The organism is Nocardioides ferulae, from assembly GCF_003660455.1.
GTDB classification, from domain to species: Bacteria; Actinomycetota; Actinomycetes; order Propionibacteriales; family Nocardioidaceae; genus Nocardioides; species Nocardioides ferulae.
In genome coordinates this window covers 1-13,032 of the sequence record NZ_QZVR01000037.1, presented here as the reverse complement: position 1 = coordinate 13,032, position 13,032 = coordinate 1, and the positions used below count along the sequence as shown (strand labels likewise).

Below are 13,032 nucleotides of genomic sequence, written 5' to 3'. Positions count from 1 at the left end.
CGTCCCCACCGGGGCTGGATCCAAGTAACCGAGCCTCCACGAAACCCGGGGCGATTCACTACGGGGCCACCGCGAGCTCCTCGACGATCTGCTCGCCAGAGTTACTGCGCTGGAGTCAACAAGCGGGGCGGGCACCCGTGACTGGCTACAGCGAATGGCGTCGACCGGACTCCCTTCGAAGGTTGTCTGGCGCTGCCCGAGGCCGGGCAGTGTCTGGAAGGCCCGAATGGCAGGACGTTGTGGCGCGGTGTCGCGCGACAACCACGTTGGCCCGTGTCCTAGCCTACGATTGGTCACCCATCCCTGAGTTCGCCCGCTGCTTTGCGCATCTGAGAGATGGCATGGTCTTCGTCGCTGGGGAGCGTCGCGGCGAGCTCATTCACCCGTCGCCAGCGGTCGAACGTCGCTCCGTCGCTACGGCCCGCCGCAGCCAGGGCCGACCACGTGTCCGCGCAGCGCAGGACCGCGGTTCCGGCCTTCGCCATCTCAGCGGACCCCGTTAGCCGCGCCACGTCGGCACAGAACTGCGCCTGCAACCGGCGGAACAGGCCGCCGCCGGTCCCTGCCTTCTCCACAAAGGCGTGGAGTGAACGCAGCGCGACGTCGAGCTCCGGTTCGGGCATGAGCCCCGGCCACCGGTCGACATCCTCGGCAAATACCGCGACTCCACTGATCCCCGCAGCAGCAACGGCATCCGGCGGCAGCGCCGACGTATCCGGGATAATCGCGGTTACCGCCGCTTGCATGTTCTCGACCGAGGCTACGAGGGCGGAAGCCACGGTCGGGCGGAGATCGGGCAGGATCTGGGGCCAGTTCACGAAATACGTGGTGTGCCTCGTGGGCACGGGGAACGACCGTGACGCGCGCGCCCGCGCAAGAGCCTCGTAGGGGACTTCCTGCACCTCGGCTCGGTCGTTGTCCACCACGAAAGCCGTCTCGGTCTTGTCGTCGTAACCGATCACGACGATGTCATGCCGACTCATCTGAAGGCGGACATTGAGGTAGGGCAGCTCAGCAATGTCCGCCCACATCAGCACGGGACGGCCTTGCTGGAGCTCTCTGCGGACCCAACCCCAACCGGTCACGGGGTCGTCGGTGCCACGGACGTCGACCTCTGCACCCAGCCTCGAAAGAAGGTCCACCTCAAGGTCGCTGCTACGCCCCACAAGATAGATCGGCGGGGCAAGCCCAGGTACCCGGAGGTAGGTGAAACCCAGACCACCGCCCATCCCGAAGACCAGACCTTCGCTCGGTACCTCCTCCCAGCCGAGACCGGCCCACTCCAGGAGGTCTCTCAGCGCTCCGGAACCGCAATGACCGGCCTCACGGTGGGGATAGTCCAGCAGGATCCGCCGCGGCTCCGGCTGTCGGGGTAGGGACTCAACTGACATGGCAACTCCTGGATCGGCTCGCAGCGCTCTGTGCGTACGCCGGTGGGTCGGGCGCGACGGGTTCCGCGACTCTACATTTCCCTGAGCCACGCAGGAGCTCGCGGTCGACGGCGGTCGTGACGGCTGGTGCAGGTCACGATTCGAGGGAAAGGAACCGGACGGCGACTTCGGAGATCTTGCTCGCCGTCGCGGTCCGGTCCCACTTGGGCAGCGCCAGATGACTGACCGTCAGGCGCACCATGGTGTCGGCCGCGTCGACGACGTCGTCTGGGGGAAGACTCGGGTAACTCTCCGCCACCCATCCGGCCAGGGTGTCGGAGGCGAGGTCGAGAAGCCGCACGGAGGTCGTGAGCAGCGGGAGCATCCCCGTGGACGCCTGACTCCCCGTGTCGAGGTCGCGGTTGGAGATGAGCACCGCCTCGAGGAGGGGGCTTCGCCCCGCTTCGTTCAAGGTGTAGTCGACGGCTGCCGCGATGCCTCGCTTCGCATCGCCGACGTGTGCCTCCAGCGCCTTCTGGATGCCCTCCAGGAAGCGCGAGGCCTCGCGGAGCACGACGGCTTCTCCAAGGCCGGCCTTGTCACCGAACTCCTTATAGAGAGCCGCTCGCGACACCCCGGCACGATCCGCGACCTCGCCCATGCGCACCCGGTCCCAGCCGCGGTCGACGATCAGGTCGTGGGCAGCCTCGAGGACAGCGGCGCGCATGTGCTCCCTGAACCGTTCGCGCATGGACGGTGCCCGCATGACAGAGACGTTAGCGATCTCTGTCTCGCGACCGACTCGCATCACTGACCTGGACACGCCCGCACGCTACCTAGCGTGCTCGTCGGCCAGTTGGTCGACCATGGCGGCGAGGGTGTCCTGAAGTCTCTGCACCCCCACAGTCACTGCCGTCGCCCTCGGCAACTCTCGGAGGTCCTCGAGTGGCACCGGGTCCCCGACCAGCAGGGTGACCCGACGACGGCGGCGGCCCAGCACCACCCTCCCTTCGTAGGCTGGCACGATCGCCTGCACGCCCCATTGAGCAACGGGAATCAATGGAGCTGACGTCTCCAGCGCGATGCGAACAGCACCCGACCTGAGCGACATCAGACGCCCATCCGGTCGCTTCGTGATCGATCCTTCCGGATACACGACGACAAGAGCGCCACGCTCCACGGCTTCGACCGCGGCACGGATCCCAGACCGGCCGTCGGACCGATCGACCTCGACGTGGCCGGCCGACCGGAACCACCAGCCGACTGCTCTACTGTGAAACAGGCTCGCCTTGGCCATGAACCGGGGGGTCCGGCCCTGGGCGAGGATCATCTCCCCCAGGAACAGCGGGTCGGCCTGGGAGACATGGTTGGCCGCCAGCACCGCGCCTCCCGACCCGGGGAGGCGCTCCGTACCGCGCCAGTCCGCTCTCCTGCCCAGCAGCAGCAGCGGTTTGCAGACGAGCAACGCCAGCCACCACGCAGGCCCGCGGGCGTCTCCGGGGACGCGTCTCACGCCCGCGGACCGACGCGAGTCACGCAAGTCCGGAACGGGCAGGACTCTCATCGCCGTCCAGACCGTCGACCTCCAAGCCATCCTTGCTCACCTCGGCGGGCAATGGCTCGATGGTGACCACGACCAGCGGTTACTGCGGCTTCTCACACCGCCACCTCCGCTGTCAGTGCGGCCATGTCGACCGCGGTCCCCTGGGTGAGCATGCGTTTGGTGGCCATGAAGTCCCGGGGACGGTTGACACAGTCAGCGGCTATCGGCTCGCCCTTCCGGAGGTAGTAGCAGGTGAAGTCGCGGTCACGGGTCGGGCCACCGCTCACGACGATGTCGTCATAGCCGGTGTTGAGTCCCGCGATCTGGAGCTTGAGGTCATACTGGTCCGACCAGAACCACGGGAGCGCCGCCACCTCCTTGTCCTTTCCACAGATCGTCGCTGCTGCCACCTTGGCCTGCTCCACTGCGCTCGGGACCGACTCCAGCCTGATTCGTCGGCCGTAGCGGGGGATGTCCTGCGACGTGCAGTCCCCGGCCGCCACAATGGTGGGATCACTGGTGCGCGCCTGGGCGTCGATCAAGATCCCGTCGTCCACGACCAGCCCGGCTGCCTCGGCGAGCTCCGTGTTCGGCTCGATACCGATCCCAATGATCACAAGATCGGCTCGGACCGATTCGCCGCCGGCCAGGACCACCTCGCGTATGCGGTGATCACCGACAAGCGCCTCGACCGAGGCGTTCGTCCGCACGTCCACGCCCTCTTCTTGGTGGATCCGCGTGAAGAAGGCCGACACCTCCGGAGCGGTCACCCGCTCGAGGACCCGGTCTGCGGCCTCCAGCACCGTGACGTCGAGACCGAGCGCGCGCAACGAGGCGGCGGTCTCCAGCCCGACGTACCCACCACCCACGATGACGGCGTTGCGCCCGGGGATCGCGTCCTCGCGGATCCGCTCCACGTCCGACGACCGACGCAGGTAGTGGACCCCCTCGAGCTCGGCACCAGGGGTGCGGAGTCGCCGCGGGCGTGCGCCGGTGCAGAGAGCCAGAGCATCGTAGGACAGCCCGTCCCCCGTGCTGAGCAGGACCTGGCGAGCCGAACGATCGACTTCCTCCACAGAGGCGTCCACGCGCTCGATGCCCTGCTTGAGGTAGAAGCCCTCCGAGCGAATGGCCAACTCCGTCAGCGAGCACTTGCCCGAAAGGTACGCCTTCGACAGAGGGGGTCGCTGATAGGGCAGCACCGACTCGTCACCGACCAGCACGATGTCACCCGACCAACCCTCCTGGCGGAGGCTGGTCACCAGTTGCACGCCGGCATGGCTGGCGCCGACCACTACCGCGCGCGCCGAGCTCATCCGCCGTCCTTGGGGGTGAGCTCGACCATCAGCTTGCTGATGCCGCGAACGAAGTTGGACTGCACGTACTGCGGCTCACCGACCACATCGATCCTCTCGAAGCGCGGGAGCAGCTCCTCCCAGAGGATCCGCAGCTGCAGCTCGGCCAGCCGGTTGCCCATGCACCGATGCACGCCGAAGCCGAAAGCAACGTGGTTGCGGGCGTTGGGCCGGTCGATGATCAGCTCGTCCGGTCGCTCGAACACCGTCTCGTCGCGGTTGCCGGACGCGTACCACATGACCACCTTGTCGCCCTTGCGGATGAACTGGCCGTTCAGCATGGTGTCGGTCTTGGCGATCCGCCGCATGTACGCAAGGGGGGTCTGCCAGCGGATGATCTCAGAGACCATGTTCGGGATCAGGTCCGGGTTGGCCTTGAGCTTCTCGAACTGGTCGGGGTACTGGTTCAGCGCGAGAACTCCGCCGCTCATCGAGTTGCGTGTGGTGTCGTTGCCGCCCACGATCAGCAGAACGAAGTTGCCGATGAACTCCATCGGACGCTTGATCAGGTCCTTGGTGCTCTCATCGCTCTGCAGCATCGTGACCAGGTCGAACCCGGGCTCTTCGCCGGCCGCGAGCCGGGCGGCCTTGTCGTGCCAGAGTTCAGTGAGTCCTCGCGCCATCTCGAGCATGCCGCGGAACAGCTCGTCGTTGTCGGTAGTGGCGGGGCCGCCGTTGGTCTGCTCCATCGAGGTTGCCAGGTCCGACCACTCGACGAGCTTGTGCCGCTCCTCGAAGGGGAAGTCCAGCAGCGTGGCCAGCATGCGGGCGGTCAGCTCGATCGACACCGTGCTCACCCAGTCGAACGGTTCGTTGACGGGCAGGTTGTCCAGGACGTCCCTGACGCGCTCGCGAATGAGGTCCTCCATCTCGTGGAGGTTCTTCGGCGCGACGACACCTTGGACGGCGCGACGCTGTATGTCGTGTTTGGGCGGGTCCATGGCGATGAACATCGCGACGTCCATGAACCGCGGGGGTGTTCCGATGACGATGAGAGGCTCGGCGGAGAAGACCTCGTGGTTCTTGTCCACCGCCATGATGTCGGCGTGACGCGTCACCGACCAGAACGGGCCGAAGGGACTGTGGGGCTGGTAGTGGACCGGAGCCTCGTTGCGCAGACGTTCGAAGTAGGACGCCCACCGCCCCTGTCGGTAGAGGAACGGGTTGCTGAGGTCGATGTCGGCGAGGGGGACCTCTTTGACCGGCGGGATCGGGGCCTCGACGAACATCGGCCCGTTCGCGCCGGTGAGCCACCGCCGGCCCTTGTCGTAGAGGCGCGCGCCCTGGATCTGTCGCTCCAGGGGGATGGCGGACTCGACCTTCGTCTTCACTGTTTCTGGGATCTTCACTTCTGGGAACTTCATCTGGCTTGACCTCCTGCTACATCTGGAACTCGGGCAACTGCACGGTCAAGCCGTCCCACGATTCGCAGACTTTGACTTGGCACGACAGGCGAGACGTCGGCTGTCGCTCGGGGTTCATCGAGAGCATCTCCTCCTCCTCGGGACCGGACCGGCCGACCTTGTCGGCCCAGGCGGGATCAACGATCACGTGACAGGTGCCGCATGCGGCCTCGCCGCCGCAGTCGGCATCGATGCCCGGGATGGCGTTGTTCGTCGCCACCTGCATCAGCGAGCTGCCCTCCTCGAGCGGGGCCTCGTGCTGCTCCCCGTCGTGCGACATGAAGGTGACCACTGCCATCGACAATTCTCCTACCTTTGCCTACCGGATGGACGTTTCGGTGATGATTGTTGTCGACGGTCCGCTGGCAAAGCCATGTCGTATCGTGTCAGTATGTTGTGAATTCGGATCACGTGAGGGTTGCCTGTGTGGACAGACGAGCCAGGCGTCCCGTCGCTGGCCTTCGTGCAGCTGCTGAGCAGTCCGGCGATCGACGAGGACGCCGTCGAGCGTTTTCGCGTCATCATGGCGCGCGAGGGAACCGGTGAGCTGGCTCTCATCCAGACCCAGGGCGAGGCACCGCTGCGGTGGTTCCGCGAGGTCTATCCCGACCTCGACGTCGAGCAGGCCACCCGGCTCGGGATCGCCTGCGCAGAACACGCACAGCTCACGTCCTTCGGACCGTTGAGTGTCCCGTTGGTCAGCGCGTGCACAGTCGCAGAGGTCGTGGAGCTGCTGACCTACCTGCCCTTGATCACCAAAGCGGTCACCACGCAGTTCCATCCGCAGCAGGACGACCTGACGATCAGGCTGTCGGGGAACGCAGGCGACCCCGATCTCGACTGTCTGGTCGTCACTTACTGCGGACTGGCACTCATGCGGTTGATCGACCTGCTGGTCGGCGAGGCGTCGGAGGCGACCATGCACAGCCACTGGCCGGAGCCGAGCGGGCTACCCCGAGCGGCCGAGAGCCGGTCCCGGCTCGAGTTCGACGCCCCCTTCTCCTACCTGCACATGCCCGCGAGGACGCTTCGGGCTGCCTGCCGCTTCCCCGACCCGATCACCTACGGACTCGCCGTCACCGAGCTCCAGCAGGCGCTCGCGCGCCGAGCCGACACCCCGGAGTTCGCCCGCAGAGTCCGGGCGTTGCTCGACGACGGGTCCGGGGCGAGGACGATCCAGTCCGTCGCGAACGAGTTCTCGATGTCCTCGAGCACCCTGAAACGGCGCCTCGCCGCTGAGGGGACCAGTTTCCGGGAGCTGCTGCAGCAGTCGATGGTCGACCGCGCCAGGATGCGGCTTCTCGACCCCTCCACGTCGGTCAGCGAGGTCGCCAACGAGCTCGGCTACAGCGATCTCACCAACTTCTCGCACGCCTTCAAGAGATGGACCGGCAGCTCACCGAGCCACTTCCGAGGTGAGCACGAGCACCGTTGAGGCGAGAGTGCTCAGTCCGAGCTCACCGACGGGTCCACGGCTGCATGCTCGGTGGCCTCCCCGGTGTCGGCAGGAGCAGCGAAGGCGTCGTCGGCAACTCCGGCGCGGGGGGCCATGCGGCCGTAGGTCTGGTCGAGGGCAGTCAGGATCCGGTCCAGCGGGAGGTCGTCGAAGCTGCCGTGGTCCCGCACGTACTCCATGTGCCGGGTGCCGTCGGAGGTAAAGGCGTGCATGAGCGCGTCGCTCTGTCCGTCGAAGTCCACCGGGGGCACGTCGAAGCGCTCACACAGCTCGACATTGAAGGCCGGCGTCGCCTTCAACCATCGCCCGTCGAGGTGGACGCTGCAGTACCCGTGGTACACGAACAGGTCCGTGCCACCCATGACGGCCCGCAGGGTGTCGGTCTGCAGGTGGTTGCGGACGTCGGCGAAGCCCAGCCGGGCAGGGATGCCCGCGGCCCGCAGCACCGCGGCCAGCAGCACCGCCTTGGGAACGCAGTAGGCGCGGCCCGCCTCGAGCACGTAGCTGGCCCGGTAGTGCGCAGGGTCTCGGGACACCGAGTAGGGGTCGTACCAGACCCTGTCCCGGACCGCTGCGAAGAGCAGGCTCGCCCGCTCACGCGGGCTCGATGCGCCGGCGACCACCCGCTGTGTGAAGTCGCGCACCGAAGCGCTGCCGTGATCGAGGAAGAAGGTCGCCTCGAGGTGCGGTCCCGCCGTCGGTGTCATCGCCGCCGGTACGCGGTCGGCCTTCCCGACTTCGACGTCCATGCTTCGGCCTCCTCTACCCACGCGGCTGCGCACGGTGCGCGCCGTCCAGACGCTGGAGCGGTCCTCATCGGACGCTCAAGTAGCTGTCGTCGTCGATGCCGAGCCCGACGCTGTCAGCGAGATCGCGCAGGATCAACCACACCTGGTGCGCGATCCGGGCGACGACTTCGTCCTGCGACTCGTCGTGGTGGTCGAGCCACCAGATGATCCCGGCATCGACCATACCCATCAGCCCCGCCATGACCCCGTCCGGAAGGTCGACCTCGACCTCGGGGGTGCGCAGGTACGCCGACGCGGCGGCCACCACCTCCCCCAGGAACCGCGTGCGCCCCAGCCTGGCCCGATGCGTCTCCTTGTTCTGCTGGCGCACTGCCATGAAGCGATAGAGGTTCGGATGCTCGGCCGCCCACCCGAGTGCAGCCCCGATCACACCCCGGATGATGGCAGGGGCGGTGCCACTGACCTGCATCGCGGGCCGAACGGCGTCGATGAGCTGGTCCGCCGCGAACCGCAGCACCTCGCCGGCGAGATCCTCTTTGCTGTCGAAGTGGCGGTAGACGTGGGGCCGCGCCACGCCCGCGCGTTCGGCGATCTGAGCGGTGCCGACCCCGGCGCCGTACTCCTCGATCGCGTCAGCCGCCGCCACCACTATCTGTTCGCGCCGCGGAGCTCGATGGGAGTCGTGCGCAGTGGACCGGCGCACCACGGCCGTGTCCACCCACCTCGCGAGATCCACGACCGCAACCTAACCCACAGGGCTGGCGCGGGTACAGGACGTACCCGTAGCCTGCGGTACAGGTTGTACCCGGTACCCACTAGCTCTGGAGGACCCATGCCCGGCCGCCGTTCGCCCTGGATGACCCAGGATCTCGACGACTTCCGCCAGCTCGCCCGCACGTTCTGCGAGAAGGAGATCAAGCCCAACATCGAGCGGTTCATCGACCAGAAGCGCGTCGACCGCGAGCTGTGGACCCGCGCCGGCGAGCTGGGCCTGTTGTGTACGTCGATCCCGGAGGAGTACGGCGGGGGCGGCGGCACGTTCTTCCACGAGGCGATCCTCATCGAGGAGCAGGCTCGCATCGGTGACAGCAGCTGGGGAGCAGCGCTGCACAGCGGCATCGTCGCGCACTACCTGCTGCACTACGGCACCGAGGAGCAGAAGCAGCAGTGGCTGCCCAAGATGGCCTCCGGCGAGGTCGTGACCGCCATCGCGATGACCGAGCCCGGCACCGGTTCCGACCTCCAGGGAATCAAGACCAAGGCAGTCCGAGAAGGCGACGACTACGTCGTCAACGGCGCCAAGACATTCATCACCAACGGCTACCACGCCGACATGGTGCTGGTCGCCTGCAAGACCACCCCCGATCAGGCCGCTGCCGGCGTCTCACTGGTCATCGTGCCGAGCAGCTCCGAGGGTTTTCGGCGCGGTCGGGTGCTGGACAAGATCGGCCTGAAGGGCCAGGACACCTGCGAGCTGTTCTTCGATGACGTACGCGTGCCTGCCGGCAATCTGCTCGGCACCGAGGAGGGTCAGGGCTTTATCCAGCTCATGATGCAGCTGCCCCAGGAGCGGCTTATCGTCGCCGTAAGCTGCGCCGCGTCGATGGACTTGATGCTGGATGTGACGCATCAGTACACGCTCACGCGCGAGGCGTTCGGCAAGCCGATCTTCGGATTCCAGAACACCAAGTTCAAGCTCGCCGAGGTCGCCACCGAGGCCCGCGTCACCCGCGCCTTCATCGACGAGTGTCTCGACCTGCACGTCAAGGGCCAGCTGGACATCCCGACCGCCGCGATGGCGAAGTACTGGGCCTCGGAACGCGCTCAGCAAGTCGCTGACACGTGCCTGCAGCTCCACGGCGGCTACGGCTACATGGAGGAGTATCCGATCGCTCGCGCGTGGACCGACCTGCGGATCAGCCAGATCTATGCCGGCACCACCGAGATCATGAAGGAGATCATCGCCCGGTCACTCCCGACACCTGCCAAGGCCCAGTAGTGACAGGCCGGGCGACGATTGCGACCGGGCGACGCTCGCTCCTAACTCTCGGACCGGAGGACCCAGTCGCCTCCATCAGAACCGGCACGCGACATTCGCGTCGGTAGGCACTGTCTGGTTTGCATGCCGGGGCCTAGCCAGGCCTAGCCAGCACGTATAGCCGCTTGACGGCGGAGCTCTGCTCGGGCGAGCCCGTTCTTGTGGACCTCGTCTGGTCCGTCGGCGAATCGGAGCGTCCGGATCGAGGCGTACATCGCAGCGAGGGGAAAGTCCTGCGACAGCCCACCGGCTCCGTGCACCTGGATCGCCTTGTCCAGGATCCACTCGACCGTGAGCGGGGTGGCGACCTTGATGGCTTGGATCTCGGCGTGAGAGGCCTTGACGCCGGCGGTGTCGATCAACCACGCCGTCTTGAGGACCAGCAGCCGCAACTGCTCCACGCGCAGTCGGCACTCGGCGATCCAGTCGCGGACCGTGCCTTGATCCGACAGCGGTTTACCGAAGGCGACGCGGCCGTCCGCGCGGGCGCACATAAGCTCGATGGCGCGCTCGGCGACGCCGATCGACCGCATGCAGTGGTGGATTCGGCCGGGCCCCAGGCGCTTCTGAGCCGTGGCGAACCCATCGCCTTCACTACCCACCAGGTTCCCGACCGGCACCCGCACATCGTCAAACGAAAGCTCAGCATGGCCGCCGTGATCGTGGTCGTCGTACCCAAGGACAGTCAGGGCGCGGTGGATCTCGAGGCCCGGCGTGTCTCGCTCGACGAGGATCATGGACTGCTGCCGGTGCCGCTCGGCGGCCGCGTCGGTCTTGCCCATCACAATGAAGATCTTCGCGTTGGGGTTCATCGCGCCCGTGATCCACCACTTCCGCCCGTTGATGACGTAGTCGTCGCCGTCGCGGACGATGCTGGTGGCGATGTTGGTGGCGTCGGAGGAAGCGACCGATGGCTCGGTCATCGCGAACGACGATCGGATCTCACCGGCGAGCAGCGGTCGAAGCCACTGCTCCTTCTGCTCCTGGTTGCCACACATCGACAAGAGCTCCATATTGCCGGTGTCCGGAGCGGCACAGTTCATCGCCGGTGGTGCAAGGTGTGGGCTGCGACCTGAGATCTCGGCTAGCACGGCATACTGCACATTGGTGAGTCCGGCGCCTTCGTCCCCGGGAAGGAAGAGGTTCCACAGTCCGCGCCTGCGGGCCTCGGCGCGTAGGTCGCCCATGATCGGCGCCGAGTCCCACGCCCACCGGTTCCCGAGGTCCGCCAACTGCTCGGCGAACACGGCCTCGGACGGATATACGTGTACCCGCATGAAGTCAAGCAGTTCGGTCTGGAGTTCCTCGGTCCGTGAGTCAAGCCCGAAATCCATCAGCTCTTCTCCTCGCGTGCGTTGAGCGCTGCGTCCATGCCTGGGTCACGGCGGATTCTCGAGAAGTGCTTCATGTTGGTCACGGCGTCCCACTCCCTCGACGGTGAATCGCCCCGGGTTTCGTGGAGGCTCGGTTACTTGGATCCAGCCCCGGTGGGGACGGGTGTCTCAGGGTAGTGCTGGGGCGTGATGCGGGCCTGCTGATCGGCCTCGATGCGGGCCCAGTGGTAGGCCTCGAACTCAGCTGGTGGGACGAGTCCGATCTCGTCGTGCAGGCGCCGGTGGTTGTACCAGTCGACGTACTCGGCGACGGCGATCTCGACGTCGACGACCGACTTCCAGCCTCCGTTGGGTCGCATGACCGGGTTGCGGATGCACTCGGCCTTGAACAGCGAGTTCAGCGCCTCGGCCATCGCGTTGACGCCCCTATAGGTCAAGAGTCCGCGGTGTGGGCTTCTGGATGGCGGCGCGGCGGGTGCGGTGGTCGGTCATGACGGCTTGGTAGACCTCGCGGGCGAGGTAGCGCTTCAAGCAGCGGATGATGTCGCGTTTGGACAGTCCCTCGGCGGTGCGTCGAGCTACGTAGTCGATGGTCGGCTGGTGGAACCTCATCCTCACGATCACGGTTCGGTAGAGCGCCGCGTTCGCCTCGCGATGGCCTGCGCGGGAAAGCCGGTGACGGTTCGTCATTCCTGAGGATGCTGGGACGGGGCTGGCACCGCACAGCTTCGCGAAGGCGGCTTCGGAGTGGACTCGTTCGGGGTTGTCGCCGAAGACGATGAGCATCTCGGCCGCGGTGTCCGCGCCGATGCCGAGGCCCTCGCGCAGGGTAGGTGCGTGGGACCGCGTGAGGTCGTCGAGGATCGTGTCGTGCTCGCGGATCTCGGCTTCCAGCGCCTGGTAGCGCTTCGCGAGCGTCCGCAACGCGTGCTTTGCGCTGGCGGTTGGCGAGTTCACGGCACCCGGACGCAGGGATGCGCATCGATCGACGAGGACCTTGTCGGACGTGCCGGCCAAGTGCTCACGCAGGTCGGCCGGGGCGGTGACGATGAGCGCTTTGAGCGTGATGATCGCGCTGGTCTTGGCCTTTCGCGCGGTGTCGCGGGCGATCTTGATCTGCCGGATCATCTCGGCGGTTCCGTCGGCAGACTTCGGGACGGCCTTGGCTTGCCCGCCCAAGACGGCCCGTGCGGCGGCCTCGGCGTCGAGGGTGTCGCTCTTGCCGTTGCTGCGGCGGCTGCGGCGATCACCGCGGTTGACCTCGATGACGCGGTGGCCGGCGCGACGCAGGAAGCTCGCCAGGCCGACGCCGTAGCTGCCTGTTCCCTCGACGCCGTAGGCCAGGACCCGACCGTTGCCGGCCAAGGAGGCGGCCCAGGCCTCGAGCTGCGCGTACCCCTCGCGGTTGGCCGCGACGTGCTGCGCACCCAGTCGGGCGCCGAGGTGGTCGATCGCGACGGCGACGTGTGCGTACTTGTGGGTGTCGACGCCGACGATGATCTGCCGGCTGACTACCTGTCCGGTGGGTTCGACGGTCATGCTGGTCATGGCTGCCCTTCCGACTTGGCTGGGTTGTCGAAGCCAGCTGGTCGGGCGGGTAGGACAGGACTGTGATGGGTCAGGTTTGGCGATCAGGCCCCTATTCGGTCACCGCCCTCCCGGCCAGCCGGCGTGTGCGTTGATCGCCACCTGGCCGGCGCCGACAGATCAACGCCAAGGCACCACGGCCAGTCGTAAGCAAGGGTCAGGCCCCGGCCAGGCAGCCCCTGATTCTGCTCACAGTC

General features: G+C 66.7%; 12 protein-coding genes and 1 pseudogene. 2 read left to right on the top strand and 11 right to left on the bottom strand.

Going from position 1 to position 13,032, the window contains the following annotated elements:
- Positions 1-293: 293 nt before the first annotated feature.
- The 6 genes and pseudogenes from D6B71_RS22110 to D6B71_RS22085 form a co-directional block, all read right to left on the bottom strand.
- Entirely contained in the window at positions 294-1,391 is a 1,098-nt protein-coding gene (locus D6B71_RS22110; protein ID WP_121258969.1) for a BtrH N-terminal domain-containing protein, read from the bottom strand.
- 133 nt (positions 1,392-1,524) lie between these two features.
- On the bottom strand, positions 1,525-2,136 hold the full coding sequence (locus D6B71_RS22105) for a TetR/AcrR family transcriptional regulator (RefSeq protein ID WP_121258973.1): 612 nt from the start codon (positions 2,134-2,136) through the stop codon (positions 1,525-1,527).
- Positions 2,137-2,202: 66 nt separating this feature from the next.
- Positions 2,203-2,883 carry a lysophospholipid acyltransferase family protein gene (locus D6B71_RS22100; RefSeq protein WP_276311019.1) on the bottom strand — a complete coding sequence of 227 codons (681 nt, stop codon included), beginning with the start codon at positions 2,881-2,883 and terminating at the stop codon, positions 2,203-2,205.
- A gap of 143 nt (positions 2,884-3,026) precedes the next feature.
- On the bottom strand, positions 3,027-4,229 hold the full coding sequence (locus D6B71_RS22095) for an NAD(P)/FAD-dependent oxidoreductase (protein ID WP_121258968.1): 1,203 nt from the start codon (positions 4,227-4,229) through the stop codon (positions 3,027-3,029).
- 11 nt (positions 4,230-4,240) lie between these two features.
- Positions 4,241-5,617: pseudogene (locus D6B71_RS22090) on the bottom strand (cytochrome P450); the annotation flags it as partial.
- Positions 5,618-5,648: 31 nt separating this feature from the next.
- Positions 5,649-5,969, bottom strand: coding sequence for a 2Fe-2S iron-sulfur cluster-binding protein (locus tag D6B71_RS22085; RefSeq protein ID WP_068121188.1), 321 nt, complete (start codon positions 5,967-5,969; stop codon positions 5,649-5,651).
- Between the two features lie 126 nt (positions 5,970-6,095).
- On the opposite strand from D6B71_RS22085, the gene D6B71_RS22080 reads away from it, so the two are divergent.
- Positions 6,096-7,106, top strand: coding sequence for an AraC family transcriptional regulator (locus D6B71_RS22080; protein ID WP_121258966.1), 1,011 nt, complete (start codon positions 6,096-6,098; stop codon positions 7,104-7,106).
- Positions 7,107-7,117: 11 nt separating this feature from the next.
- Here the strand turns inward: D6B71_RS22080 and D6B71_RS22075 are convergent, their stop codons facing one another.
- Both D6B71_RS22075 and D6B71_RS22070 read right to left on the bottom strand, forming a co-directional pair.
- A complete protein-coding gene (locus tag D6B71_RS22075; RefSeq protein WP_240641638.1) occupies positions 7,118-7,876 on the bottom strand; it encodes a transglutaminase-like domain-containing protein in 759 nt (252 codons plus the stop codon).
- Positions 7,877-7,940: 64 nt separating this feature from the next.
- Entirely contained in the window at positions 7,941-8,612 is a 672-nt protein-coding gene (locus D6B71_RS22070) for a TetR/AcrR family transcriptional regulator (protein ID WP_206051918.1), read from the bottom strand.
- Positions 8,613-8,708: 96 nt separating this feature from the next.
- On the opposite strand from D6B71_RS22070, the gene D6B71_RS22065 reads away from it, so the two are divergent.
- Positions 8,709-9,875 (top strand): acyl-CoA dehydrogenase family protein, encoded by a 1,167-nt coding sequence (locus D6B71_RS22065; RefSeq protein WP_121258965.1) that lies wholly within the window; start codon positions 8,709-8,711, stop codon positions 9,873-9,875.
- Between the two features lie 143 nt (positions 9,876-10,018).
- On the opposite strand, the gene D6B71_RS22060 is transcribed toward D6B71_RS22065, so the two are convergent.
- From D6B71_RS22060 to D6B71_RS22050, 3 genes are all read right to left on the bottom strand, one after another.
- Positions 10,019-11,248 (bottom strand): acyl-CoA dehydrogenase family protein, encoded by a 1,230-nt coding sequence (locus tag D6B71_RS22060; RefSeq protein ID WP_121258964.1) that lies wholly within the window; start codon positions 11,246-11,248, stop codon positions 10,019-10,021.
- A 134-nt stretch (positions 11,249-11,382) separates the two neighbouring features.
- Positions 11,383-11,685 (bottom strand): integrase core domain-containing protein, encoded by a 303-nt coding sequence (locus D6B71_RS23235; protein WP_206051917.1) that lies wholly within the window; start codon positions 11,683-11,685, stop codon positions 11,383-11,385.
- Entirely contained in the window at positions 11,675-12,796 is a 1,122-nt protein-coding gene (locus D6B71_RS22050) for an IS110 family RNA-guided transposase (protein WP_121258963.1), read from the bottom strand. The genes D6B71_RS23235 and D6B71_RS22050 overlap by 11 nt, the downstream gene beginning before the upstream one ends.
- Between the last annotated feature and the right edge of the window lie 236 nt (positions 12,797-13,032).

What these genes read in the sequence shown, in the direction of transcription:
- D6B71_RS22110 (WP_121258969.1), bottom strand. Translation starts at nt 1,391, where the DNA reads ATGTCAGTTGAGTCCCTACCCCGACAGCCGGAGCCGCGGCGGATCCTG.
- D6B71_RS22105 (WP_121258973.1), bottom strand. Translation starts at nt 2,136, where the DNA reads ATGCGGGCACCGTCCATGCGCGAACGGTTCAGGGAGCACATGCGCGCC.
- D6B71_RS22095 (WP_121258968.1), bottom strand. Translation starts at nt 4,229, where the DNA reads ATGAGCTCGGCGCGCGCGGTAGTGGTCGGCGCCAGCCATGCCGGCGTG.
- D6B71_RS22085 (WP_068121188.1), bottom strand. Translation starts at nt 5,969, where the DNA reads ATGGCAGTGGTCACCTTCATGTCGCACGACGGGGAGCAGCACGAGGCC.
- D6B71_RS22075 (WP_240641638.1), bottom strand. Translation starts at nt 7,876, where the DNA reads ATGGACGTCGAAGTCGGGAAGGCCGACCGCGTACCGGCGGCGATGACA.
- D6B71_RS22065 (WP_121258965.1), top strand. Translation starts at nt 8,709, where the DNA reads ATGCCCGGCCGCCGTTCGCCCTGGATGACCCAGGATCTCGACGACTTC.
- D6B71_RS22060 (WP_121258964.1), bottom strand. Translation starts at nt 11,248, where the DNA reads ATGGATTTCGGGCTTGACTCACGGACCGAGGAACTCCAGACCGAACTG.
- D6B71_RS22050 (WP_121258963.1), bottom strand. Translation starts at nt 12,796, where the DNA reads ATGACCAGCATGACCGTCGAACCCACCGGACAGGTAGTCAGCCGGCAG.